Genomic DNA, 26,173 nt, shown 5'->3' on the forward strand with positions numbered 1-26,173 from the left:
ATTAATCGCTCAGATATGCAGCATTAATTTAGAAAGTTTTAAGAATTTGCATAAATGTTAATCACCAAATGTTGCTAAATATTAAGATATTTATTCTGGTACAGAGCGCGTAGCACAAATTTCCCTGCTGAAAATAGCCGCCTGCACTTTTTTTAATCTTTGTTTGTCAATTCTCACCGTTGGTGTAAATCACGGTTACCTGTATTGACGTTTTCACATTCTGTTGACAGATTGTAGGGCATGAGGGGCATTTCATGGAGAATCCGCACTGCAACTCAGTCGCTTATGTGAACGGAATCCCCATCCTCTTAACGCCGACCCGGCCGGGTAAAAAACAAAAAAGGCCAGGCGGTGCAAACCCACTGCAAAGGGTAAAACAACAAACATCACATTTGGAGCAGAAGAATGAGTATTTCCTTGAAGAAGTCAGGGATGCTGAAGCTTGGTCTGAGCCTGGTGGCCATGACCGTCGCAGCAAGCGTACAGGCTAAAACTCTGGTTTATTGTTCAGAAGGATCTCCTGAAGGCTTTAACCCGCAGCTTTTCACCTCTGGCACCACCTATGATGCCAGCTCCGTACCGATCTATAACCGCCTGGTTGAATTCAAAATCGGTACCACCGAAGTAATCCCGGGCCTTGCTGAGAAGTGGGAAATCAGCGAAGACGGTAAAACCTACACCTTCCACCTGCGCCAGGGCGTGAAGTGGCAGGACAATAAAGATTTCAAACCGACGCGCGATTTTAACGCCGATGACGTGGTGTTCTCGTTCGATCGTCAGAAAAATGCCCAGAACCCGTACCACAAAGTCTCTGGCGGCAGTTATGAATACTTCGAAGGGATGGGTCTGCCAGATCTGATCTCCGAAGTGAAAAAAGTGGACGATAAAACCGTTCAGTTCGTACTGACGCGTCCGGAAGCTCCATTCCTGGCCGATCTGGCGATGGACTTCGCTTCTATTCTTTCTAAAGAATACGCAGACAACATGCTGAAAGCCGGTTCTCCGGAGAAAGTAGACCTCAACCCAATTGGTACCGGTCCGTTCCAGCTGCAGCAATACCAGAAAGACTCCCGTATTCTGTATAAAGCTTTCCCAGGCTACTGGGGTACTAAGCCGCAGATCGACCGTCTGGTCTTCTCTATTACGCCTGATGCTTCCGTACGTTACGCCAAACTGCAGAAGAATGAGTGCCAGGTGATGCCGTATCCAAACCCGGCAGACATCGCGCGCATGAAGCAGGATAAAAACATCAACCTGATGGAGCAGGCTGGTCTGAACGTGGGCTACCTCTCTTACAACACCGAGAAGAAACCGTTTGATGACGTCAAAGTTCGTCAGGCGCTGACTTACGCGGTAAACAAAGAAGCGATCATCAAAGCCGTTTATCAGGGCGCTGGCGTGGCCGCGAAGAACCTGATCCCACCGACTATGTGGGGCTATAACGATGACATTAAAGACTACAGTTACGATCCTGAGAAAGCGAAAGCGCTGCTAAAAGAAGCCGGTCAGGACAAAGGCTTTACCGTTGAGCTGTGGGCAATGCCGGTACAGCGTCCGTACAACCCGAACGCACGCCGTATGGCGGAGATGGTTCAGGCTGACTGGGCGAAAATTGGCGTTCAGGCCAAGATTGTGACCTACGAGTGGGGCGAGTATCTGAAACGCGCCAAAGCGGGTGAGCATCAGGCCGTCATGATGGGCTGGACCGGTGACAACGGGGATCCGGATAACTTCTTCGCCACCCTGTTCAGCTGTGCGGCAGCGAAAGACGGTTCCAACTACTCTCGCTGGTGCTACAAGCCGTTTGAAGACTTGATCCAGCCGGCGCGTGCCACCGACGATCACAACAAGCGTATCGAACTGTACAAACAAGCTCAGGTTGTTATGCACGATCAGGCTCCGGCTCTGATTGTTGCTCACTCCACCGTGTACGAGCCAGTGCGTAAAGAAGTTAAAGGCTATGTGGTTGATCCATTAGGCAAACATCACTTCGAAAACGTCTCTGTCGAATAATTAAAAGCAATCAAGGAAGCGCTGCGCCCCGGTGTTGTGTAGGCCGGATAAGCGCAGCGCCATCCGGCGTAATGCTTTACCCGCGATGCAGTTTGCGTGGGATAAAATTTGTGAGCAATACAGACTCACGGTTCCAGGCCGTGCGTCATTAGAGAGAATCCGGGTTATGTTGCAGTTCATTCTCCGACGTTTGGGACTCGTCATCCCCACGTTTATCGGTATCACTCTTCTCACTTTTGCCTTCGTCCATATGATCCCCGGCGATCCGGTAATGATCATGGCGGGTGAGCGTGGGATCTCCCCTGAGCGTCATGCTCAACTGCTGGCCGAACTTGGTTTGGATAAACCGATGTGGCAGCAGTACCTCCATTATATCTGGGGGGTTATGCATGGTGACTTAGGTATCTCGCTGAAAAGCCGTTTACCTGTGTGGGATGAGTTCGTGCCTCGTTTTAAAGCCACGCTGGAACTCGGCGTCTGCGCGATGATTTTCGCCGTCGCAGTAGGTATTCCGGTGGGGGTACTTGCTGCCGTGAAGCGCGGCTCCATTTTCGATCACACCGCCGTTGGCCTGGCGCTGACCGGTTACTCTATGCCGATTTTCTGGTGGGGCATGATGCTGATCATGCTGGTTTCCGTGCAGTTAAACCTGACCCCGGTTTCCGGCCGGGTGAGCGACATGGTATTCCTTGATGATTCCAACCCGCTGACCGGTTTTATGCTGATAGATACCGCCATCTGGGGCGAAGAGGGTAACTTTATTGATGCGCTGGCGCATATGATCCTGCCCGCGATGGTGCTGGGTACCATTCCTCTGGCGGTCATTGTGCGTATGACTCGTTCATCAATGCTGGAAGTACTGGGTGAAGATTACATTCGTACCGCCCGTGCCAAAGGTCTGACCCGGATGCGCGTCATCATCATTCACGCTTTGCGTAACGCTATGCTGCCCGTCGTGACCGTTATCGGCCTGCAGGTTGGGACATTGCTGGCCGGGGCGATCCTGACCGAGACTATCTTCTCATGGCCTGGGCTGGGGCGCTGGTTGATCGATGCGCTACAGCGCCGCGATTATCCGGTAGTGCAGGGCGGGGTGTTACTGGTCGCGACGATGATTATTCTCGTCAACCTGCTGGTAGACCTGCTGTACGGCGTGGTGAACCCGCGTATTCGTCATAAGAAGTAAGGGGCCATCATGTCACAGGTTACTGAAAATAAAGTTATTGCCGCACCGGTGCCAATGACCCCGATGCAGGAGTTCTGGCACTATTTCAAGCGTAATAAAGGCGCGGTTGTCGGGCTGGTTTATGTTGTCATCATGATTCTGATTGCGGTCTTTGCGAATGTTCTCGCCCCGTATAATCCGGCTGAGCAGTTCCGTGATGCGCTGCTGGCGCCGCCTGCGTGGCAGGAAGGCGGCACGATGGCGCACCTGTTTGGTACTGACGATGTGGGCCGCGATGTGCTCTCGCGTCTGATGTACGGCGCGCGTCTGTCGCTGTTGGTCGGCTGTCTGGTCGTGGTGCTCTCCCTGCTGATGGGCGTAATTCTCGGGCTGGTCGCCGGTTATTTTGGCGGGATTATCGATAACGTCATCATGCGCGTGGTCGATATCATGCTGGCGCTGCCGAGCCTGTTACTGGCGCTGGTGCTGGTGGCGGTATTTGGTCCTTCGATTGGCAACGCTGCCTTGGCGCTGACGTTCGTGGCGTTACCGCACTATGTGCGTCTGACGCGCGCCGCCGTGCTGGTGGAAGTCAACCGCGACTACGTTACCGCCTCGCGCGTGGCGGGAGCCGGTGCGATGCGCCAGATGTTTGTAAACATTTTGCCTAACTGTCTGGCGCCGCTGATTGTTCAGGCGTCGCTCGGCTTCTCTAACGCCATTCTCGATATGGCTGCCCTCGGCTTTCTGGGGATGGGCGCACAGCCGCCTACGCCGGAATGGGGCACCATGCTCTCTGACGTTCTGCAGTTTGCCCAAAGCGCCTGGTGGGTCGTGACCTTCCCGGGGCTGGCGATCCTGCTGACGGTGCTGGCATTTAACCTGATGGGTGACGGTCTGCGTGACGCGCTCGATCCCAAACTGAAGCAGTAAGAGGTTCGAGATGGCGTTATTAAATGTAGATAAATTATCGGTGCACTTCGGCGACGTAGGCTCCGAGTTCCGCGCCGTAGACCGCATTAGCTACAGTGTGAACCAGGGTGAAGTGGTTGGCATTGTGGGTGAATCCGGCTCTGGTAAGTCTGTCAGTTCGCTGGCGATTATGGGGTTGATTGATTACCCTGGCCGCGTGATGGCCGAAAATCTGGAGTTTAACGGTCGTGACCTGAAGCGCATTTCTGAGAAAGAGCGTCGTCAGTTAGTCGGCGCAGAAGTGGCGATGATTTTCCAGGATCCGATGACCAGCCTTAACCCGTGCTACACCGTCGGCTATCAGATTATGGAAGCCATCAAAGTGCATCAGGGCGGCAATAAAAAAACGCGCGTTCAGCGGGCGATTGACCTGCTGACGTTGGTGGGGATCCCCGATCCGGCCTCGCGTCTGGACGTGTATCCGCACCAGTTGTCCGGTGGGATGAGCCAGCGCGTGATGATCGCGATGGCGATTGCCTGTCGTCCGAAGCTGCTGATTGCCGACGAACCGACGACGGCGCTGGACGTGACCATTCAGGCGCAGATCATTGAGCTGCTGCTGGAGTTGCAGCAAAAAGAGAATATGGCGCTGGTTTTGATTACCCACGACCTGGCGCTGGTGGCGGAAGCGGCACACAAAATCATCGTGATGTACGCCGGGCAGGTCGTGGAAACTGGCGCTGCGCAGGATATTTTCCGCGCGCCGCGTCATCCGTATACCCAGGCATTGCTACGTGCGCTACCGGAGTTTGCGCAGGATAAAGCGCGTCTGGCTTCGTTGCCAGGTGTGGTTCCTGGTAAATATGACCGTCCGAACGGCTGTTTGCTGAACCCGCGCTGCCCGTATGCAACCGACAAATGCCGCGTTGAAGAACCTGAACTGAATCTGCTGGAAGGCGGTCGTCAGTCGAAATGCCACTACCCACTTGATGATGCCGGGAGGCCCACACTATGAGTACGCATGAGGCCACCTTGCAACAGCCACTGTTGCAGGCTATCGATCTGAAAAAACACTACCCGGTAAAGAAAGGATTATTTTCCCCTGAGCGCCTGGTGAAGGCGCTGGACGGCGTCTCCTTTACTCTTGAACGCGGTAAAACGCTGGCGGTAGTAGGCGAGTCTGGCTGTGGAAAATCCACGCTTGGCCGTCTGTTGACGATGATTGAAGTTCCAACTGGCGGTGAGCTGTATTACCAGGGGCAGGATCTGCTCAAGCACGATCCGCAAGCGCAAAAGCTGCGTCGGCAGAAAATCCAGATTGTGTTCCAGAACCCGTACGGTTCTCTGAATCCGCGTAAGAAAGTGGGGCAGATTCTGGAAGAGCCGTTGCTGATCAACTCCACGCTCAGCAAAGAGCAGCGGCGTGAAAAAGCGCTGGCGATGATGGCGAAAGTGGGGCTAAAAACTGAGCACTACGATCGTTACCCGCATATGTTCTCCGGCGGCCAGCGTCAGCGTATCGCCATTGCCCGTGGTCTGATGCTGGACCCGGACGTGGTGATTGCCGACGAACCGGTCTCGGCGCTCGACGTTTCAGTGCGTGCGCAGGTCCTGAATCTGATGATGGATTTACAACAGGATCTTGGACTGTCCTACGTTTTTATCTCGCACGACCTGTCGGTGGTGGAGCACATTGCCGATGAAGTGATGGTGATGTATTTAGGCCGCTGTGTGGAAAAAGGGACCAAGGATCAGATCTTCAATAATCCGCGTCATCCGTATACCCAGGCGCTACTTTCAGCCACGCCACGTCTGAATCCGGACGACCGCCGCGAACGTATCAAGCTGACCGGTGAGCTGCCAAGCCCGCTGAATCCGCCGCCGGGCTGCGCGTTCAACGCCCGCTGCCGCCGTCGTTTTGGTCCGTGTACCCAGCTTCAGCCGCAGTTGAAAGATTATGGCGGTCAACTGGTGGCCTGTTTCGCCGTGGACCAGGATGAAAACCCACAGCGATAAACGTGGGTTATGACCTAATAACCGGAGCCTTGTGCTCCGGTTTTTTTATATTTTGTTTTTACGTCCACAATGTGAGTCCTCTGGCAGAACATTATTCCATAGCGTCTAAAATGTAGTCAGATACCCTTTTGTCACAGAAATAGCGATTTCGCAGTTGCTAACGATCAGGAGCAAATGTGGTCACGATACGCTGGGATATTAAAACAATTGATCGACTATCGATGGTTGAGGATGTCCTGAAGGAATTTTCCTGCTGTGATATCAATATCATCTCAATGAAAGTCACACCGGGACGGATCCTGATTAAATCCTGGTGCCGCCAGCTGCAGGATATTTCCTACGTGCAAACGTGTTTGAGCCAGCGAGCCGATATTATTAATGTCGCTTACCTGTGTGAAGAGATAAGCGAACTGTCAACGTCCGAGCCGGAACGCCCGCGCTATTTCTCTGACATTATTTGCACTAGCCAGAGCATGCGCTTGCTTATCGAAAAGGCGATCAGAATTGCCGACAGCAAATATACCGTTCTGATCCGCGGTGACACCGGAACCGGCAAGGAGCTACTGGCTCGGGCTATCCATAATTCCGGGAAGCGGCGGTTTTATCCGTTTATTCCGGTCAACTGCTCTGCATTGCCTGAGTCGCTGATGGAGAGTGAATTCTTTGGCTATGAGAAAGGAGCCTTTAGCGGCGCAGATTGTAAAGGCAAAAAAGGGCTGTTTGAAATGGCCGATAAAGGCACCCTTTTTCTTGATGAGTTTGGTGAAATGTCGCTGAGCTTACAGGCTAAATTACTGCGCGTGCTTCAGGATGGTGGGATTCGTCGCGTTGGCGGCGCACAAATTATACCGGTTAATGTACGTATTATTGTGGCAACCAACGCTAATCTGGAAGAGATGGTGGAACAACGTCTGTTGCGCGCCGATCTCTATTATCGGATCAACGTACTTTCACTCACCATTCCTCCCTTACGGGAGCGCCCGCAGGATATTAGTCTGCTTATTCGCCACTTTGTGCAGAAGTATGCGAAGGAGTTCCAGCGCCGGATAATCCTGGATAAAGCCTGTTTTGCGGCCTTGCATCATCACGCCTGGCCGGGAAACGTTCGTGAACTGGAAAATACCATTATTCGTCTGATGCTGATGGCGGAATCGGATGTCATTACCCTGGACGAACTGGGAATGGTGAATTTACCTGCGGTTGAACAAGCCCCAACGGAACGCCCTTTTAAAGAACAAGTGCTTAGTGCTGAGCGCCAGCTCATCGAACAAATGGTAGAAGATAATGTGTCGTCGCGGCATATCGCTAAAGCGTTGGGGGTGTCGCATACCACGGTGTTGAATAAAATTCGCAGCTATCAGTTGGAGAGTGTGAGTTAAGCGCCGCCAGTGGCTGACGGCGCGTTAGACGGGTTATTCAATCAGCTTCAATAATGGCGACAGGCACAGCAGAATTCCGTACAGCAGAATCAGCCAGGTTTTAACACCGCGCAATTTCTCTAACTGCGTCACTTTATAGATCAGGAAAAACGGAATAATACACGACACAATCCCGTACAGTGGGCTCCCCAATTGGAAGAATACCAGCACCGATACGCGGAACGATACCCAAATAACCAGAGTAATCACAATAAATGTGCAAATACCCAGCGTGAGCACCAGCGGATTAATTTTCTCAACGTCAATGACGCGACTCAGGATGTTAAGAATAATACCCTTAATGGCCTCATGGAATCCCAGGTAAATACCAAAAAACGCCGTTAATACGGCGAAGATATTCAGTACCGTTGAGGTGATATGAATAATTTGTCCTGGAATAACCTGCGCTGCCAGCGCCAGGGCGGAAATATTTTGCTCAAAGGCCGAAACGGCCTCTTCATGGCTAATAGAAAAGGTAAAAGAGAAGGAGAAAAACAGAATAACCGCAATCAGCGTAATGTAACTGATGCGATGCGTGCGAATCGCCATGCGCGTCGCCAGTACCCGGTCAGCCACCCGTTTGCGATAAGCGATGTTCATTGGGTTTAATACCTGAATAAACACCGCTGAGAAGAAGCAGAACGGGATGGTCAACAGCACGTTGCGAAAGAAAACCGAGGCTTCAGGAAACGCGCTGATATTGCTAAAGTTCCAGTGCGGGATCATCGCAAAACCAAACACGATGATGATACCCACTTTTACTACTACCATCGGACCGGAGATTTTGAACAGCAGCTTTTCTCCCCCGGATGCAATGGCGACCAGCACGGCAAAAATGGCTACTTTGTAGATTATTGACTGCGAAAGGTCGGCCTCGGTCAAGCCAAAAGTTTTGATATAAGAGGCACTGTCAAATACTACTGATAGGGAATAAATAAATATGCCGTGAATAATCATCAGGAAATAGATGACGCCAAGAAATACGCCCCAGTTTTTCCCCAGATAATGACTTATAATATCGGTATAGTCATTACAGGTTTCACTCTCTGATAATGTTTTTAAATAAATGTCCTGCACAATATAAGTTGCGGGATAAGCAATAATAAAGGCGACAATAAATACCCAAATACCTGTTAAGCCAATTTGTACCGGCATCAGTACTGTTCCGGCGCCAATTGCCATGCCGATACAGAGTAATACCCAGCCAAAATCGTATTTCGTAAACGGTATCTTTTTTGAGATTGGTACGGCGGTTGCTGTATTGTTGCTTAATTGTAATGTGTTGTCCTGCATAGAACCCCCTGCCCAAAATACACGCTCTCCCCGGAAAAGGATTGCGCGTATAGCCAGACTGTTGTGCCTTGATTCTCAACAGTCTGAACCGATCGGCGTCGGTTCAGACTGTAGTGGTCAGAATGTTGCCTTTCTGATGGCGTGTTCAAGGTCGTTAATAATATCTTCTGGATCTTCAAGACCCACAGAAAGACGGATAAGCCCGTCGGTAATACCTGCTTTAAGCCGTTCCTCTGGCGCAACGGGCGAATGTGTCATAGACGCTGGGTGCTGAATGAGGGTTTCGGTATCACCGAGACTGACCGCGAGGAGGCACAATTCTACAGAATTGATCATCCGTCTGCCAGCCTCGAGGCCGCCGGCGATTTCGAAGCTGATAATTCCTCCTGGCAGACTCATCTGCCGTTGGCCAAGCTCATACTGCGGATGTGAAGAGAGGCCGGGATAATAAACGTGGGTGATGGATGGATGCCCTTCCAGGAAGCGGGCGATTTTCATCGCATTTTCGCAGTGACGCTCCATTCGAATGCCCAGGGTTTTAACGCCGCGCAGCGTTAACCAGGCGTTGAACGGACTCATGCAGCCGCCGGTGATATCTTTCAGCCCCACAAACCGCGCCTGGTCAATAAACTCCTGCTTGCCGACGATAATGCCGCCAATCACATCCCCGTGACCGTTGATATATTTGGTGACGCTGTGCACCACGATGTCTGCGCCCAGTTGCAAAGGCTGCTGACAGTACGGCGACATAAAGGTGTTATCCACCACCAACACTGCGCCTTGCTGATGGGCAATACCGGCCACCGTTTCAATATCAACCAATGAGAGCGTCGGGTTGGCGGGCGTTTCGATATACACCACTTTGGTTTCCGGGCGCATGGCGGCGCGAATTTCTTCAGGATTCGCCGCATCGACAAAGCTGACGTTAATCCCGAACTTCGGCATGCTGTGCGACAGAAACGCGTGGGTGCAGCCGTAAATTGCGCTGGCGGAAACGATATGGTCACCCTGCTGGCACAATGTCAGCAGCGTTGTGGTGATGGCAGAAATACCGGACGCGGTTGCCAGTCCGGCTTCACCTCTTTCCAGCACCGCCAGCTTTTTCTCCAGCGCATCGGTGGTGGGGTTACCCAAACGAGTATAAATGTACCCGGACTCCTCAAGCGCAAAGCGGGCGGCACCTTGTTCGGCGCTGTCAAATACAAATGTTGAAGTCTGGAAAATAGGCGTACTGAGCGCGCCAGTTGAAGGGTCGGGTTGTTGCCCCGCGTGAACGATCTGGGTGTTGAATCCGTAAGTACGACAGTCAGACATGATATCTCCTTTAATTCGGAACAGAACAGCTCACACTCAAATAGCAATCGCTGTGCCAGAAATTGAATTAATAGATATCAATGAGTTATGTGTTTTCCTTGATTGATGGTCGGCAGGAATGTTGCCAACTGGCAAGAATCTTTCCAGCGTACTGGCGAGAAACGGGTGAAATGCGAGGCGCTACGCAGAGCGGAATATCGCGCAGTGATATGGCGAATGGGCTACCGTAGAATCAGCGGCAAGCCGGGAATTACCGGTGAGGCGCAATGTTGCGGGGGCTTGATCCTCGGCGGCATCGGTTGCTGGAAAGAGAAAACCCCCGCACGTTGTTCAGTATAAACCTGGCAACAAAACGGGGGCTAACTTGACTCCAGACAAGTTAAGGATAGCCGCGAACAGTTGCCATTGCAACACAGGCGGCTATATGACGCTCGTACAGTTAGGCGTGGCCTTCTGGCACGATTTAGCGGCTCCAGTCATCGCTGGTATTATTGCCAGTCTGATTGTGAGCTGGCTACGTAACAGGAAGTAATGCGCTTAGTGGGCGTCTGCCTGCCGTGATGGCAATATGCGCCCGAACCAGGCCGCAGGGGTGACCTTGCGGCCTTTTTCGGCTTAAATGCAGATAAATCTCGTCGTCAGGTGCCTATCCTGTCGCGATAATGCACGCTGGGAAGTTTTCAGATACCGTCTCTCTTAATACCGCTACGATCGGGTATACTCTGACGGCAGTTTCGTCTATCCGTGGAGAGTCAGTTTGCGTGTCAGTCGCTCGTTAACAATTAAGCAGATGGCAATGGTCGCGGCCGTTGTCATGGTGTTTGTTTTCATTTTTTGCACCGTTTTGTTGTTCCATCTGGTACAGCAGAACCGCTATAACACGGCTACACAACTGGAAAGTATCGCTCGCTCCGTCCGTGAACCTCTTTCCGACACTATCCTGAAAGGGGATATTCCCGAAGCGGAAGCCATTTTACGCAGCATTCGGCCAGCGGGCGTGGTCAGCCGCGCTGATGTGGTGCTGCCTAATCAGTTTCAGGCGCTGCGGATGAGCTTTATTCCCGAACGCCCGGTTCCCGTTACGGTGACCCGCCTGTTTGAGCTTCCGGTGCAAATTTCGCTGCCGGTCTATTCACTTGAGCGCTCAGCGAACCCACAGCCGCTGGCGTATCTGGTGCTGCAGGCGGATTCGTACCGCATGTACAAGTTTGTGATGAGCACGCTCTCAACGTTAGTGACCATTTACTTACTTTTATCGTTAATACTCACGGTAGCCATCTCATGGTGTATTAACCGTTTGATTGTGCACCCATTGCGCAAAATCGCTCGCGAGCTGAACGACATTCAACAGCAGGATCTGATTGGCTATCAACTGGCATTACCACGTCTGCATCAGGATGATGAGATTGGTATGCTGGTGCGTAGCTACAACCTTAATCAGCAGCTCATCAAACGCCATAGCGAAGAGCAAAGCGACCATTCGATGCGCTTCCCGGTTTCCGAATTGCCCAACAAGTCGTTTTTAATGGGATTGCTGGAGCAGGTGGTGACGCGTCAGCAAACGACGGCACTGATGATTGTCACCTGTGAAACCCTGCGTGATACCGCGGGCGTGTTAACCGAAACTCAGCGAGAAATCTTGCTGCTGACGTTAGTCGAAAAACTGAAATCCGTATTGGCCCCCAGAATGGTGCTTACCCAGGTGAGCGGCTATGACTTCGCCATCATCGCGCATGGTGTAAAAGAACCCTGGCATGCTATTACTCTAGGTCAGCAAGTACTCACTATCGTTAATGAGCGGTTACCGATTCAGGGCATTCAACTACGTCCGAACTGCAACATCGGGGTGGCGATGTTTTATGGTGATTTAACCGCAGAGCAGCTCTACCGCCGCGCCCTTTCCGCCGTGTTAACGTCGCGTCATAAAGGTAAAAACCAAATTCAGTTCTTTGATCCGTTGCAAATGGAAGAGGCGCAGCAGCGTTTAACCCAGGAGAACGATATTTTAACCGCCATGGATAACCAGCAATTTGCGCTCTGGATGCAGCCCCAGGTAGAAATGTCCAGCGGCAAGGTATTGAGCGCAGAAGCATTATTGCGGATGCAACAGTCGGACGGTAGCTGGGAGCTGCCAGAAGGGTTAATCGACAGAATTGAGTCTTGTGGTCTGATGGTGACCGTCGGTTATTGGGTGCTGGAAGAAACATGCCGCCAGCTGTCAGCCTGGCAAGAACGCGGTCTGATGCTGCCGCTCTCGGTGAATTTATCCGCTCTCCAGTTGATGCACCCCAATATGGTGTCTGATCTGCTGGAGTTGTTAACGCGCTATCGCATTAAGCCTGGCACATTGATCCTCGAAGTGACTGAAAGCCGACATATTGACGATCCCAATGCCGCGGTGGCCATTTTGCGACCGCTGCGCAACGCGGGCGTGCGCATCGCGCTGGACGATTTTGGCATGGGGTATGCGGGTCTGCGACAGCTACAGCATATGAAGTCGCTACCGGTGGATGTACTAAAAATTGATAAGATGTTTGTCGATGGCGTGCCCGAAGATTGCAGCATGATCTCCGCCATCATTCAATTGGCACACAGTCTCAACTTGCAGATGATCGCCGAAGGCGTTGAAACGGAAGCGCAACGCGAATGGTTATCACAAGCAGGGGTGGAAGTGGCGCAAGGCTTCCTGTTTGCCCGACCGGTTCCGGCAAATATCTTTGAAGAACGCTATCTGGCACCGGAAGGCGCTGATTACAAAAGTTAAAAAAGGTCTCGCTTGTGCGAGCCAGCTCAAAATTTTTAACATTTTTGTATCAATTATGATCCAGGTGCATTTCTGTCATGTTGAGTGGGTGTTACTTTAAGGCCGCAGGTTAAACAAAACCTTACAAGACCTGTGGTTTTTACTTTAAGGACACCCTATGAAGACCTCTATATTCAAAAGCCTTTACTTTCAGGTCCTGACAGCAATTGCCATTGGTATTCTCCTTGGCCATTACTACCCTGAATTAGGCGCCCAAATGAAGCCGCTTGGTGATGCTTTCGTTAAGCTCATCAAGATGGTCATCGCACCTGTCATCTTCTGTACTGTCGTGACCGGCATTGCAGGCATGGAAAGTATGAAAGCAGTAGGCCGCACCGGTGCGGTTGCACTGCTCTATTTTGAAATTGTCAGTACGATTGCGCTGATCATCGGCCTCATCATCGTCAACGTGGTGCAACCTGGTGCCGGGATGAACGTCGATCCGGCAACGCTGGATGCCAAAGCGGTAGCGATTTACGCCGAACAGGCAAAAGACCAGGGGATCGTAGGTTTCCTGATGGACATTATCCCTGCGAGCGTCATTGGCGCGTTTGCCAGCGGTAATATCCTGCAGGTATTGCTGTTTGCGGTAATGTTTGGTTTTGCTCTGCATCGTCTGGGCAGCAAAGGCCAGATGATTTTCAACGTAATTGAAAGCTTCTCGCAGGTTATTTTCGGCATCATCAATATGATCATGCGCCTGGCGCCGATCGGTGCTTTCGGTGCCATGGCTTTTACCATCGGTAAATATGGCGTCGGAACGCTGGTGCAACTGGGGCAGCTGATAATCTGCTTCTACATCACCTGTATTCTGTTTGTGGTTCTGGTACTGGGTTCCATTGCTCGCGCGACTGGCTTCAGCATCTTCAAATTCATCCGCTATATCCGTGAAGAACTGCTGATCGTACTGGGTACGTCTTCATCTGAATCCGCACTGCCGCGTATGCTCGATAAAATGGAGAAACTGGGCTGTCGGAAGTCGGTTGTCGGGTTGGTTATACCCACGGGGTACTCGTTTAACCTTGATGGGACATCAATCTATCTGACGATGGCGGCGGTGTTTATCGCTCAGGCCACCAACAGTCATATGGATATTTTCCATCAGATAACCCTGCTGGTCGTGCTCCTGCTCTCCTCAAAAGGGGCTGCGGGTGTGACCGGGAGTGGCTTCATTGTTCTGGCCGCGACTATCTCTGCGGTGGGGCATTTACCGGTCGCTGGCCTGGCGCTGATTCTCGGTATTGACCGCTTTATGTCTGAAGCCCGTGCGCTGACCAACCTGATTGGTAACGGTGTGGCAACTGTCGTTGTGGCTAAATGGGTGAAAGAATTGGATACCAAAAAGCTGGATGACACGCTGAATAATCGTGCGCCGGATGGCAAAACGCACGATTTATCCTCTTAATCTCGTCACTTATGCCCGTAGTCCCTTCCAGGACTGCGGGTGTTTGCGCATAATTACCCCCTGTGCCTGAAACCGTCGATTCGGCGGCGTCGGGATTTTTTCACTTCCTCCGTGACATTTTCATGTTCTTGCGGTCTAACACGAAGTGTTTTTAACGTCATATTCAGAGAGTCCTTTCGCGGGCTGTCTTTTTATTACCAGGATAGTTGATCAGGGGTTCACATGCAGGGCACAAAAATTCGACTTTTAGCGGGCGGCTTGCTGATGATGGCCACTGCCGGCTATGTGCAGGCAGATGCGCTCCAGCCTGACCCGGCGTGGCAACAGGGCACGCTGACAAATGGTCTACAGTGGCAAGTGCTAGCCACTCCCCAGCGCCCCAGCGACCGTATTGAGGTTCGCCTGCTGGTCAATACCGGTTCACTCACCGAAAGTACGCAACAGAGTGGTTTCAGCCATGCGATCCCGCGTATCGCGCTGACGCAAAGCGGTGGCCTCGATGCCACGCAAGCCCGTTCACTGTGGCAGCAGGGGTTCGATCCCAAACGTCCCATGCCGCCCGTTATCGTTTCTTATGATTCCACGCTATATAACCTCAGTCTGCCTAACAGCCGTAACGACTTGCTGAAAGAGTCACTTACTTACCTGGCGAATATTTCCGGCAATCTGAGCATCACTCCTGAAACGGTTAATCATGCGCTGAGTAGCGAAGATATGGTCGCAACCTGGCCGTCAGATACCAAAGAGGGGTGGTGGCGTTACCGTCTGAAGGGATCAACTCTACTGGGGCACGATCCAGCTGATCCGCTAAAAACGCCTGTCGATGCCGCGAAAATCCAGTCCTTCTACCAGAAATGGTATACCCCGGACGCGATGACGCTGATTATCGTGGGTAACGTAGATGCGCGCAGCGTGGCTGAACAAATCAATAAAACCTTTGGCGAGTTAAAAGGAAAACGGGAAACCCCAGCGCCGGTGCCGACGCTTTCGCCGCTGCGTGCGGAAGCCGTGAGCATTATGACCGATGCGGTACGTCAGGATCGCCTTTCCATCATGTGGGACACGCCATGGCAGCCAATCCGTGAATCCGCCGCGCTGTTGCGCTACTGGCGCGCTGATTTAGCCCGTGAAGCGCTGTTCTGGCATATTCAGCAGGAACTGACCAAAAACAATGCCAAAGATATCGGCCTTGGATTTGATTGTCGGGTGCTGTTCCTGCGTGCCCAGTGCGCTATCAACGTGGAATCGCCGAACGGTAAGCTCAATGCGAACCTCGGTACGGTTGCGCGTGAGCTGGCGAAAGTGCGTGATAAGGGCCTGCCGGAAGAAGAGTTCAATGCGCTGGTGGCGCAAAAAAATCTGGAACTGCAGAAACTGTTTGCCACCTATGGCCGTACCGATACCGACATTTTGATCAGCCAGCGTTTGCGCTCGCTGCAAAATCAGGTGGTGGATATCGCGCCTGAACAGTATCAGCGTTTACGCCAGAGCTTCCTCAACAGTCTGAACGTTGAGATGCTGAATCAGGATCTGCGCCAGCAATTGTCGCAAGATATGGCGTTAATTCTGCTGCAGCCGAAGGGGGAGCCTGAATTCAATATGAAGGAACTGCAGGCGACGTGGGATAGCATTATGGCGCCCGTTACCGCGGCGGCAACGCCGGTAGAAACGGATGAATCACATCCTGAAGTGACGGATATCCCGCCGGTACAGTAACCTCCAGGCCGGATAAGGCGATTACGCTGCCATCCGGCCTTGGGTGGGTAGGCCGGGGGGCGCTTCGCTTGCCCGGCCTACAAGAACAACACGTTATTGCGGCATAGCGTCGCGTGGGATAATCGCCCCGCGATGCTGAATCACCGTGCTTGCCGTCAGGTGACCACGTTTTGCGGCATCGGCGGCATTGCCACCGGTCAGACGTACCGCCAGATACCCGGCGCTGAAGGAGTCTCCCGCTGCGGTGGTATCAATCACTTTCTCTTTCGGTAATTTAACGGCCGGGACGTCGATCAGCGTTTCACCCTCGATAGAAACCAGACAAGAGTCTGCGCCGCGCTTCACCACGACTTCCTGAACGCCAGCCGCGTGAGTACGGGCAATCACCTCGGCTACAGGTTTTTCACCCCACAATGCGTCTTCATCATCCAGCGTCAGGAACGCGATATTGGTGCATTCCAGCATCTGCTGATAAACCTGCTGCGTTTCTTCTTTGCTGCTCCACAGGCGTGGGCGGTAGTTATTGTCAAAAATGACTTTTCCACCGTTAGCGCGGCATTCACGCAGTAACGTCAGCAGTTTGTCACGGCTGGCCGGGCTTAGAATCGCTAGGCTGATTCCGCTCAGATACAGATAGTCAAATGTCGCCAGCTCTTCGCAAATCGCGGCGGACTGTTCGCTCTCCAGCCAGAATTTTGCGGCAGCTTCATTACGCCAGTAGTAGAAGGTGCGCTCGCCGGTGCTGTCGGTCTCAATGTAATAGAGGCCCGGCAGGCGGTTTTCCATACGCTGGGTTAATGAGGTGTCAACATTTTCACCCTGCCAGGAGTCCAGCATTTGTTGGCTGAAACTGTCAGTACCCAGTGCAGTCACATAGTGTACCGAAAGCGCCGCCGCATCGACCTGGCGGGCGATATAAACGGATGTATTCAACGTGTCGCCACCGAATCCGCGCTGAACGTCGGCGCCTTTCTGTGACAGCTCAATCATGCATTCGCCAATCACGGCAATCTTTCTGGACATAGTCGTAACCTGCTCTGAAAAAAATTAGCGTTAGTGTGCGCTGTGGGTGTTAAGTGGTCAACCATATTAAAACAACGTTCCATTATTTTTTTGAGCCAGCACGTGTTCTGTGTTGTTTTTTGCCGCCTGGTTTTTATTTTGCCTGCGGCGGAACGTAAAGTTCTGCGCCTGAGCGCCGATAACCTTTGACGAGTCCGGTCAGTCACACTCTTATTTACAGGACATCTTTGATGATAAAGCAGGTTACCCAGCAGCTCATTACGCCCGATGCGAGTATCGAAAGCTTGCAGGCGAGACGCTATTGGCTGCAGTGCGAGCGTGCTTACACCTATCAGCCGATTTACCAGACCGACGGACGGCTGATGGCCGTTGAACTGCTGACCGTCGTGACCCATCCTGATAATCCTGCCCAACGTATTGCGCCAGATCGCTATTTTGCTGAAGTGGCCGTCCGACACCGTATAGAGGTCGTGAAAGAGCAGCTCCTGCAGCTTGAGCTGAAAAAGGACTTTTTCAGAGCCAATAACCTGCTGGCTTCAGTGAATGTCGATGGCCCAACGCTGATTGCGATGCGCCAGGATCCTGAAATCCTGAAAATCATCGAATGCCTGCCGTGGCTGCGTTTTGAGCTGGTGGAGCATATCCGCCTGCCGAAGGGGTCGTCGTTCGCCTCAATGTGCGAGTTTGGTCCCCTCTGGCTGGATGATTTTGGTACCGGAATGGCGAACTTCTCGGCCCTGAGCGAAGTGAGTTACGACTATATTAAAGTGGCGCGGGATCTGTTTGTCATGCTGCGCCAGACGCCGGAAGGCCGCAATCTCTTCACGCTGTTGTTACAGCTGATGAACCGCTATTGCCGCGGGGTAATTGTTGAAGGTGTTGAAACACTTGAAGAGTGGCGTGATGTGCAAAACTCACCGGCTTTCGCGGCGCAAGGCTATTTTCTTTCTCGTCCAGTACCTCTGCACACCCTCGAAGAGGTGATCCTGTCGCTTTGATTCGGATGTAGCGTCCCTCATTTTGCCCTGCTGGACTATCTTTAGGACAGGCAAGGAAGGAAGTGAGGACGCTAACTATGACAAAAGCAGGCAAAATAACCGCATCAGTATTAGGGGTTTTCTTGTTGTTGATCGTCGTATTCATCATTGTGATTGCGACATTTGACTGGAACCGGCTCAAACCGACCATCAACCAGAAAGTCTCTACAGAACTCAACCGGCCCTTCGCTATACGGGGCGATCTGGGCGTGGTTTGGGAGCGCCAGAAGCAGGAAACCGGCTGGCGTAGCTGGGTTCCGTGGCCGCACGTTCATGCCGAGGATATTATCCTTGGCAACCCGCCGGACATTCCCGACGTCACCATGGTGCATCTTCCCCGCGTGGAAGCCACGCTCGCGCCGCTGGCATTGCTGACAAAAACCGTCTGGCTACCGTGGGTCAAGCTGGTAAAGCCTGATGCGCGCCTTATTCGCCTGTCGGAGAAAAATAATAACTGGACTTTTACCCTCGCAGAAGCTGAAAACCGCGATCCTAATGCGTCGCCCTCTGCGTGGTCTTTCCGGCTGGATAATATTCTCTTCGATCAAGGACGCATCGCTATAAACGATAAGGTGACCCGCTCGGAGCTTGAGATCCTGGTCGATCCGCTGGGTAAGCCATTGCCTTTTAGCGAAGTGACGGGCGCAAAAAATAAAGAGAGTCAAACCCGCGTTGAGGACTACGTATTTGGTTTGCAGGCCAAAGGACGCTATAACGACGAACCGCTAAGCGGTAGCGGAAAAATAGGCGGGATGCTGGCGCTGAGGGGCGAAGGAACCCCTTTCCCGGTGCAGGCTGATTTCCGCTCGGGCAATACGCGCGTAGCATTTACCGGTACGGTAAATGACCCGATGAATATGGGCGGCGTGGATCTGCGGCTTAAATTCTCGGGTGATTCGCTAGGGGATTTGTACGATTTGACGGGGGTGCTGCTCCCGGATACGCCGCCGTTTGAAACCGACGGGCGTCTGGTGGCGAAAATCGACCCGGAAAAATCCTCTGTTTTTGATTACCGCGATTTTAATGGCCGCATTGGCGACAGCGATATTCATGGGACGCTAACTTATACGACCGGTAAGCCGCGTCCGAAACTGGAAGGGGACGTCGAATCACGCCAGCTGAGACTGGCTGATTTGGGACCGCTGATTGGTGTGGATTCGGGGAAAGGCGCGGAAAAGGCCAAACAGTCTGAACAGCGCAAAGGTGAGAAGAGCGTCCAGCCTGCCGATAAAGTCTTACCGTATGACCGTTTCGAAACTGACAAATGGAATGTGATGGATGCTGACGTACGTTTCAAAGGTCGGCGCATTGAACACGGCAGCAGCCTACCGATTAGCGATCTCTCCACCCATATCATCCTGAAAAATGCCGACCTGCGCCTGCAGCCGCTGAAATTTGGCCTGGCGGGAGGCAGCATTGTTTCCAGAATCCATCTGGAAGGGGATAAAAAGCCGATGCGTGGGCAGGCGGATATTCAGGCTCGCCGCCTGAAGCTAAAAGAGCTCATGCCGGATGTAGAATTGATGCAGAAAACGCTCGGTGAAATGAACGGTGACGCTAAATTTAGCGGCAGCGGAAACTCGGTGGCCGCGCTGTTGGGGAACAGCAATGGCAACCTGAAGCTGCTGATGAACGATGGCTTAATCAGCCGGAATCTGATGGAAATTGTGGGATTAAATCTGGGTAACTATCTCGTTGGTCAGATATTTGGTGACGATGAGGTCCGGGTGAACTGCGCGGCGGCGAATCTGGATATCGTTAACGGCGTGGCGCGTCCTCAAATCTTTGCTTTTGATACGGAAAATGCGGTGATCAATGTGACCGGGACCGCGAGTTTTGCCTCTGAGCAACTGGATTTAACCATCGATCCAGAGAGCAAAGGTATTCGTATTATTACGCTGCGTTCGCCGCTGTATGTTCGCGGGACCTTCAAGAACCCGCAGGCAGGTGTAAAAGCTGGGCCATTGATTGCGCGTGGTGCGGTTGCCGCCGCATTAGCCACGTTAGTCACTCCAGCGGCGGCACTGTTGGCGCTGATTTCTCCTTCCGAAGGGGAAGCCAACCAGTGCCGGGCGATACTGTCGCAAATGAAGAAGTGATGTCAGGCCGGATGCGATGGTTACACCGCATCCGGCAAAAGAATCACAATGACTGATGACGGGTCTCATGGGTTAACAGCAGCGCGATCAATGTCAACGCCGCCATCGATGCCAGATACGTTCCTACCGCTGCCAGGCCGTAGTTAGCCTGCAGCCATGCGGCAATATACGGGGCAACGGAAGCGCCAAGAATCGACGAAACGTTATATGAGAATGATGCGCCCGTGTAGCGAACCTCGGTTGGGAACAGCTCCGGCAGCAACGCGCCCATCGGACCAAATGTCAGTCCCATCAGGCTTAAACCCAGCAGCAGGAAAGCGAACACCAGCGCCGGATTGCCAGATCCGAGCAGCGGTTTAAAGGCAAACAGCGCAAACAGAATGATAAGCGTGGTGATGATGAGCATGCTCTTGCGGCGACCAAACGCGTCGGCCAGCAGACCCGCCACTGGCACCATAACGCCAAAGCCAATTACCGCCATCATTAGCATCCACAACACTTCATTACGCGGCAGGCCAAGCCCTACAGGCGCGGCGGCTGTACTGAACGTCATCGAATAGACGGTCATGATATAGAACAGTGTATAGGTCGCCAGCATGATGAACGTGCCGAGGATCGTTACGCGAATATGCTTTGTCAGTAAGGTACCCAGCGGGATTTTCACCTGTTTTTTCGCTGCAGCGACTTTGGCGAAGACCGGGGACTCATGCAATGAAACGCGAACGTACAGGCCGATGATCACCAGTACCGCAGAGAAGATGAACGGTACGCGCCAGCCCCAGCTCATAAACTGTTCATCGGTCAGCAGCCAGGAGAGCAGCAGAAAAGTGCCGTTGGCGAAGAAAAAGCCGATAGGCGCGCCCAGTTGCGGGAATGACCCGTACAGCGCGCGTTTACGCGGCGGCGCGTTTTCCGTTGCCAGCAACGCCGCGCCGCCCCACTCACCGCCCAGACCTAAACCCTGGCCAAAACGCGCCAGCGCCAGCAGCAACGGGGCGAAAATGCCGATAGTTTCATAGCCCGGCAGCAGGCCAATGACAACCGTTGAAATCCCCATGGTAAGCAGTGAAGCAACCAGCGTGACTTTACGGCCTACGCGATCGCCGAAATGGCCGAACACCGCGGAGCCGATTGGCCGGGCCACAAAAGCGATAGCGAAGGTGGCGAGGGACTGCAGCGTAGCCGCGGTCGGATCTCCCTGCGGGAAGAAAATATGGGGAAACACGATCACCGCGGCGGTCGCGTAGATATAGAAGTCGAAGAACTCAATGGCGGTACCAATGAGGGAGGCGACGACAACTTTATTGCGCGAGTTGACCGGGGTGTGTTCCTGTTCGTTGTCGAGTGTTGTGGCTGTTGCTTGCATAATATTTTCTTATTTTTGGCCGAACGAAAGGCCATATTACGCACAGCAAAAGCGATATTTCAATCTGTAACAAACCCTGCAATTGGTCAAAAAAAGAGCAAAAAGGGGATAATATTCAGGCTGAAGATTTCACTTCCATGAAATGCTTCACATAATTTAAAACTTGGATGATAAAACTGGTTTTTGGTTAAATAAAAGTTACGGGTTGGATTTATTCACTAAATCAGTAAGAACAGGCGGCATTATAATTGCCGGATGGCGCTGCGCTTATCCGGCCTACAAACTCACCCGTAGGCTGGATAAGACGCGTGCGTCGCCATCCGGCAATTGACAACTAATCCGGCGGTGGCTATTGCGTTTTCCCCGGCATCCGCGGGTCATCTTTGTATTCCGCCGTGGCTATCCAGGCGGCGCAAAACAGCGTCAGACGAGCGAAGAAGTAGAAGAACGCCATCAGTCCAAGCACGGAACCAAACGCTGCGCCTGACGGCGATTGCACCAGTGACGGCAGCGTGTAGGTCATGATCATTTTGATAACTTCAAACCCCAGCGCCGCGATAAATGTGCCGCGAATGAGTGCTTTCTTACGTGGTCGGTGACGCGGCAGTCGCCAGAAAATCCAGAAGAAAAGCAAATAGTTGGCGAAAATAGAGATGGTCAGGCCGATCAGGCGCCAGGCGGGCTTCAGCCATTCGATGCCGTCGAGATACAGCGCAGAGATAATCATCTGCTGGGCGGAACCGGCGATAGAAGTAATGGACAGAGTGACAATCAGCGCAATCAACAAACCAATCAATGAAACAAAATCGCGCAGGTATTTAACCCAAATTTTTTCCTGATCCTGCGGCGTACGCTCCCAGACATCTCGCGACTGGGCACGAATCGCTTCGCGCAGATTACCCATCCAGTTAATCCCGGAATAAAGGGCGATCCCAAGCCCGACCAGACCCACGGTGGTTCGCTGCTGAACGGCAGTGTTAATGGTGTTTTTTAACGTGGAGGCGAGCGTCGGGTCGCTGACGTTAAGCAGTATTTTGCTGAAGACATCCTGCAACAGCGTAGGGTGGGAGGCGAGAATAAAACCGGCGGCGGCAAATGACACCATCAGGATAGGGATCATCGACAGGAACGAGAAGTAGGTAATAGCGGCGCCAAACTGGTTTCCCATGCGGTCATTAAAACGCTCTGCGGCTCGAATCATATGGGCGATGACGGGCTGGCGTTGAATTTTATCGGCGAGGGTCAGGGCTGTTTGCAATGCCTGGTTGGTCGTACCGTTGGTTTCTGTTTTTTCACGCTCCTGGGTCTCAATTTTTGGGATCGGTGCGTGCTCAAGTTCCTGAATGGGGCGTTTTATCTCTTTTTCCTGCGTCATCAGGCCAGTATTCCTTGTTCTGTTCATTCTCAGGACAGTATAGCTTGTCAGTCCACATAATCTTTCATTACGCCGGTCAGCCATTCCATAAACAGATGAACCCGGCGGGAGAGGTTGCGGCGATGCGGATACAACAGAGAAACCGGCATCGGCTCGGCACGATACTGCCCTAACACCTCGACCAGCGTACCGGCGCGCAGGGCGTCGCGTACGCCGACGCGTGGCACCTGAATAATGCCCAGGCCGGCAAGGCACGCTGCATGATAGGTTTCCGTGCTGTTCACCGTCAGCATGCCGCCGGTTTTAACCCAATGAGTACCGTTGCCTGTCGCCACCTCGAAACCTTGCGCACGCGTTCCCAGGTTCACCGAGTAATGCACCACCGCATGCGAGGCTAAATCTTCCAGGCTTTCCGGGTAGCCAAAGCGGGCCAGATATTCTGGGCTGGCGCAGTTAATCTGCGTGAGTTTACCCAGCGGACGGGCAATCAGCCCTGAATCTTTCAGCGTACCTACGCGTACGACGCAGTCGAAACCTTCGCGGATCAAGTCCACCAGCCGATCGCTGCTGCTGAGTTCGAGTTCAAGTCCCGGATATTGATGCAAGAAGGCTGCCAGGCGAGGCATCACCAAATTTCTCGCGACGCCCACCGGCATATCCACGCGCAGCTTGCCGCTGATACTGGCCGAATCGTGATGGAATAGTCCATCAAGTTCATCCAGATTGCTTAGCAGATCTTTCGCGCGTTCATAATAGATCATGCCGTCTTGTGTGAGCTGGACGCGTCGGGTGGTGCGGTGCAACAGCTGCGTGCCCAGATGATTTTCCAGGGCCTGGATTTGTCGCGATACGCTACCTTTAGGTAGTCCAAGGGTGTCCGCCGCACGCGAAAAACTCTCCAGTTCTGCGACGCGGATGAACAACTGCATTGCGTGAATTTTATCCATTCTCATGCCCTATTGTTGTTCTGTATGAAACAGTAATGCGCAATCAGCGATATTTATTGTTTTTCTACCACCTAATAAGCTTTGTCTCAATCTTCACTACACATGAAATGAGGTTTCTTATGACGCAACGTATCGCATTGGTGACCGGCGGTGGTCGTGGACTCGGTAAAAACGCGGCGCTTAAGCTGGCAAGCAAAGGAATCGGTATCATCCTGACGTGGAACAGCAATGAAAAAGAAGCGCTGCAGGTTGTGGATGAAATTCGCCAGTCTGGCGGTAAAGCAGCGGTATTACCGTTGAATGTCGGGGATATTTCAACATTCCCTCAGTTTATAAAACAGGTGCGGGAAACCTTACAGACCCAGTGGCAAAGCGACACCTTTGATTATTTATTGAACAATGCCGGGATTGGTATTAACGCGCCGTATCCGGCGTTCACCGAAGCGCAATTTGATCAACTTTTGAATATCCATTTTAAAGGTCCTTTTTTCCTGACGCAGAACCTTTTACCGCTGATGAACAGAGGCGGCAGGATCCTCAATGTTTCAACCGGACTCGCGCGCTTTGCGCTGCCGGGTTACAGCGCATACGCGGCTATGAAAGGGGCGATGGAAGTGTTAACCCGTTATCAGGCAAAAGAACTGGGGGAGCGCGGAATTACGGCCAATATTATTGCCCCCGGCGCGATAGAAACCGATTTTAGCGGTGGAAATGTGCGGGATAACGCGCAACTGAATGCGTACATTGCTTCGCAAACAGCGTTGGGGCGAGTTGGTTTGCCGGATGATATCGGTGACGCGATTGCCGCGTTGCTCAGCGATGAGCTGGCGTGGATGACGGCGCAGCGTATTGAGGTCTCCGGCGGAATGTTCCTGTAACCCGTCGTGTCTTATTCAGCCAGATATTGGCTGAATAAGCATTTAATGCGATTTTTTATTTTGTAACATATTTGAATGATGGTTTGCATTCCTTATTTTTCGACAAAAATATAGACTGCATATAATTAATATTAATTAATATACATGAGCGTCAAAATATAAGAATTTACTTAATATATTTCTCTGTTTTTGTTTCTTTGTGTGATTCTGTTGATTGAGCTGTAACTAATCATAATTTCTGCTTCTTTCTTCTACGACTATCGGTACAATGGCCCCCCGCCAAATGGTGACTTCTTATTTTACCCTATGGGTAATACCCTTCCGCGCGCTAAGGCTAATATCTTATTCAGACGGAGATAAATAATGCAGTTAATAATGTTTGACAGGCAGTCAATATTTATTCATGGAATGAATGTAAGTTTACAGCAACGTATTCCAGGAGTGGATGTTCAGGGTGTCAGTCAGACAGATGACCTGTGGCAGAAGCTGGAAGACAACCCTGATGCAATGGTAATGCTGGATGGCGATCTTGATGCTGAGTTCTGCCGCAGCTTGCTGCAACAGATCGCGCAACGCCATTCGGCGGTAAAAGTGCTGGTAACAGCAACGGATTGCCGGAAAAGATGGCTACAGGAGGTCACGCAATTAAACGTGCTGGCCATTGTTCCACGTGACTCTGACGCGGAAACCTTCACACTGGCGCTCAATAGTGTCGCGATGGGCATGATGTTTATCCCCAGAGACTGTATTACAGCGGCTGAGAGTAGCCGCCAAAATATAAGATCGCTCAGTGCGCGTCAGCGAGAAATTCTGACTATGCTGGCCGCGGGCGAGTCGAATAAACAAATTGGCCGACTGTTAAATATCAGTACCGGAACGGTAAAAGCCCATCTTGAGTCGCTTTACCAGCGTCTGGAGGTAAAAAATCGTACGCAGGCGGCAATGATGTTAAACGACGCTATTTAATTGACGTAAATTTCACAGTCAGAAAATTTCTGGCTGTGAAATAGCTTAAGGCCAAATTTCTGTCATGTTAAATCGGGTTATTCCCACGCTGAATATCCACGCAATTAACGTCTCTTGTTGAAACCGATCTTTTATTTGCGGTTTTTTTTCATATAGTAACGCCTCACAGAGATGCAGATCGGCGAGCAGAAGTGCTTCTGCCTGCATTAGCGTAATCGGGGTATCAAAGGTTTCGTCTGCGGCAATTTCATGCCCGTAACCTATCACCCAAATTCCATGTTTATCCTGATACTTTTCCAGCGACAGGCCTTGCCATTGCTTAATAAATGCGACACAGGCGGGTGTGAAGTGCGTTGAACGGAGCGGCATAATACTCTCTGAGTAAAGAGATATATTTTAAGAAATCCACTCCGTTACGCCAGTTGCC

The 26,173-nt window shown here is 52.0% G+C and carries 23 protein-coding genes; 16 read left to right on the top strand and 7 right to left on the bottom strand.

What is annotated here, in order from left to right; translation table 11 throughout:
- Positions 1 to 254 precede the first annotated feature (254 nt).
- The 7 genes from M4I31_RS01005 to M4I31_RS01035 all read left to right on the top strand — a co-directional run bounded on the left by M4I31_RS01005 (position 255) and on the right by M4I31_RS01035 (position 7,485).
- Positions 255 to 491 (top strand): hypothetical protein, encoded by a 237-nt coding sequence (locus tag M4I31_RS01005; protein ID WP_162267364.1) that lies wholly within the window; start codon positions 255 to 257, stop codon positions 489 to 491.
- Complete coding sequence (dppA, locus tag M4I31_RS01010) at positions 406 to 2,013, top strand: dipeptide ABC transporter periplasmic-binding protein DppA (protein ID WP_038635147.1); 1,608 nt, start codon at positions 406 to 408, stop codon at positions 2,011 to 2,013. The genes M4I31_RS01005 and dppA overlap by 86 nt, the downstream gene beginning before the upstream one ends.
- Positions 2,014 to 2,179: 166 nt before the next feature.
- Positions 2,180 to 3,199: a dipeptide ABC transporter permease DppB gene (gene dppB, locus M4I31_RS01015; protein WP_032940634.1), complete on the top strand. Its 1,020-nt coding sequence runs from the start codon at positions 2,180 to 2,182 to the stop codon at positions 3,197 to 3,199.
- A gap of 9 nt (positions 3,200 to 3,208) precedes the next feature.
- Complete coding sequence (gene dppC / locus M4I31_RS01020; protein WP_038635146.1) at positions 3,209 to 4,111, top strand: dipeptide ABC transporter permease DppC; 903 nt, start codon at positions 3,209 to 3,211, stop codon at positions 4,109 to 4,111.
- Between the two features lie 10 nt (positions 4,112 to 4,121).
- Positions 4,122 to 5,105 carry a dipeptide ABC transporter ATP-binding protein gene (gene dppD / locus M4I31_RS01025; RefSeq protein WP_085049072.1) on the top strand — a complete coding sequence of 328 codons (984 nt, stop codon included), beginning with the start codon at positions 4,122 to 4,124 and terminating at the stop codon, positions 5,103 to 5,105.
- On the top strand, positions 5,102 to 6,106 hold the full coding sequence (gene dppF, locus M4I31_RS01030) for a dipeptide ABC transporter ATP-binding subunit DppF (protein WP_038635143.1): 1,005 nt from the start codon (positions 5,102 to 5,104) through the stop codon (positions 6,104 to 6,106). Before dppD ends, dppF begins: the two co-directional genes overlap by 4 nt.
- A 176-nt stretch (positions 6,107 to 6,282) precedes the next feature.
- Positions 6,283 to 7,485: a sigma-54-dependent Fis family transcriptional regulator gene (locus M4I31_RS01035; RefSeq protein WP_085049071.1), complete on the top strand. Its 1,203-nt coding sequence runs from the start codon at positions 6,283 to 6,285 to the stop codon at positions 7,483 to 7,485.
- Positions 7,486 to 7,518: 33 nt separating this feature from the next.
- Here the strand turns inward: M4I31_RS01035 and M4I31_RS01040 are convergent, their stop codons facing one another.
- Positions 7,519 to 8,817 (bottom strand): aromatic amino acid transport family protein, encoded by a 1,299-nt coding sequence (locus M4I31_RS01040; protein ID WP_038635139.1) that lies wholly within the window; start codon positions 8,815 to 8,817, stop codon positions 7,519 to 7,521.
- Positions 8,818 to 8,934: 117 nt separating this feature from the next.
- Positions 8,935 to 10,131: a methionine gamma-lyase gene (gene megL / locus M4I31_RS01045; protein WP_061380953.1), complete on the bottom strand. Its 1,197-nt coding sequence runs from the start codon at positions 10,129 to 10,131 to the stop codon at positions 8,935 to 8,937.
- Positions 10,132 to 10,236: 105 nt separating this feature from the next.
- On the opposite strand from megL, the gene M4I31_RS24035 reads away from it, so the two are divergent.
- From M4I31_RS24035 to M4I31_RS01070, 5 genes are all read left to right on the top strand, one after another.
- Positions 10,237 to 10,470, top strand: coding sequence for a hypothetical protein (locus tag M4I31_RS24035; RefSeq protein ID WP_139815586.1), 234 nt, complete (start codon positions 10,237 to 10,239; stop codon positions 10,468 to 10,470).
- 85 nt (positions 10,471 to 10,555) lie between these two features.
- A complete protein-coding gene (locus M4I31_RS01055) occupies positions 10,556 to 10,663 on the top strand; it encodes a type I toxin-antitoxin system toxin Ldr family protein (RefSeq protein WP_085049070.1) in 108 nt (35 codons plus the stop codon).
- A 225-nt stretch (positions 10,664 to 10,888) separates the two neighbouring features.
- Positions 10,889 to 12,895, top strand: a complete 2,007-nt coding sequence (hmsP, locus tag M4I31_RS01060; protein WP_085049069.1) for a biofilm formation regulator HmsP — start codon at positions 10,889 to 10,891, stop codon at positions 12,893 to 12,895.
- A gap of 157 nt (positions 12,896 to 13,052) precedes the next feature.
- Entirely contained in the window at positions 13,053 to 14,339 is a 1,287-nt protein-coding gene (dctA, locus tag M4I31_RS01065) for a C4-dicarboxylate transporter DctC (protein WP_006687518.1), read from the top strand.
- 222 nt (positions 14,340 to 14,561) lie between these two features.
- Positions 14,562 to 16,055 carry a pitrilysin family protein gene (locus tag M4I31_RS01070; protein ID WP_085049068.1) on the top strand — a complete coding sequence of 498 codons (1,494 nt, stop codon included), beginning with the start codon at positions 14,562 to 14,564 and terminating at the stop codon, positions 16,053 to 16,055.
- 93 nt (positions 16,056 to 16,148) lie between these two features.
- On the opposite strand, the gene M4I31_RS01075 is transcribed toward M4I31_RS01070, so the two are convergent.
- Positions 16,149 to 17,078: a sugar kinase gene (locus M4I31_RS01075; protein WP_038635130.1), complete on the bottom strand. Its 930-nt coding sequence runs from the start codon at positions 17,076 to 17,078 to the stop codon at positions 16,149 to 16,151.
- Between the two features lie 230 nt (positions 17,079 to 17,308).
- On the opposite strand from M4I31_RS01075, the gene pdeH reads away from it, so the two are divergent.
- Both pdeH and M4I31_RS01085 read left to right on the top strand, forming a co-directional pair.
- Positions 17,309 to 18,076: a cyclic-guanylate-specific phosphodiesterase gene (gene pdeH, locus M4I31_RS01080; protein ID WP_038635128.1), complete on the top strand. Its 768-nt coding sequence runs from the start codon at positions 17,309 to 17,311 to the stop codon at positions 18,074 to 18,076.
- 77 nt (positions 18,077 to 18,153) lie between these two features.
- Positions 18,154 to 20,214, top strand: a complete 2,061-nt coding sequence (locus M4I31_RS01085) for an AsmA family protein (RefSeq protein ID WP_085049067.1) — start codon at positions 18,154 to 18,156, stop codon at positions 20,212 to 20,214.
- Positions 20,215 to 20,257: 43 nt separating this feature from the next.
- Here M4I31_RS01085 and M4I31_RS01090 read toward each other — a convergent pair whose 3' ends face one another.
- The 3 genes from M4I31_RS01090 to M4I31_RS01100 all read right to left on the bottom strand — a co-directional run bounded on the left by M4I31_RS01090 (position 20,258) and on the right by M4I31_RS01100 (position 23,902).
- Positions 20,258 to 21,580, bottom strand: a complete 1,323-nt coding sequence (locus tag M4I31_RS01090; RefSeq protein WP_069323751.1) for an MFS transporter — start codon at positions 21,578 to 21,580, stop codon at positions 20,258 to 20,260.
- 349 nt (positions 21,581 to 21,929) lie between these two features.
- Positions 21,930 to 22,955 (bottom strand): inner membrane protein YhjD, encoded by a 1,026-nt coding sequence (gene yhjD / locus M4I31_RS01095; protein WP_085049066.1) that lies wholly within the window; start codon positions 22,953 to 22,955, stop codon positions 21,930 to 21,932.
- A gap of 47 nt (positions 22,956 to 23,002) precedes the next feature.
- Positions 23,003 to 23,902, bottom strand: coding sequence for a LysR family transcriptional regulator (locus M4I31_RS01100; protein ID WP_085049065.1), 900 nt, complete (start codon positions 23,900 to 23,902; stop codon positions 23,003 to 23,005).
- Between the two features lie 119 nt (positions 23,903 to 24,021).
- On the opposite strand from M4I31_RS01100, the gene M4I31_RS01105 reads away from it, so the two are divergent.
- Both M4I31_RS01105 and M4I31_RS01110 read left to right on the top strand, forming a co-directional pair.
- Entirely contained in the window at positions 24,022 to 24,780 is a 759-nt protein-coding gene (locus M4I31_RS01105; RefSeq protein ID WP_085049064.1) for an SDR family NAD(P)-dependent oxidoreductase, read from the top strand.
- Between the two features lie 363 nt (positions 24,781 to 25,143).
- A complete protein-coding gene (locus tag M4I31_RS01110) occupies positions 25,144 to 25,746 on the top strand; it encodes a response regulator transcription factor (RefSeq protein ID WP_085049063.1) in 603 nt (200 codons plus the stop codon).
- Positions 25,747 to 25,791: 45 nt separating this feature from the next.
- On the opposite strand, the gene M4I31_RS01115 is transcribed toward M4I31_RS01110, so the two are convergent.
- Positions 25,792 to 26,115, bottom strand: a complete 324-nt coding sequence (locus M4I31_RS01115; protein ID WP_069323754.1) for a glycoside hydrolase family protein — start codon at positions 26,113 to 26,115, stop codon at positions 25,792 to 25,794.
- Positions 26,116 to 26,173 lie beyond the last annotated feature (58 nt).

It is taken from the genome of Citrobacter sp. XT1-2-2 (genome assembly GCF_023516235.1).
Taxonomy (GTDB): Bacteria; Pseudomonadota; Gammaproteobacteria; order Enterobacterales; family Enterobacteriaceae; genus Citrobacter; species Citrobacter werkmanii.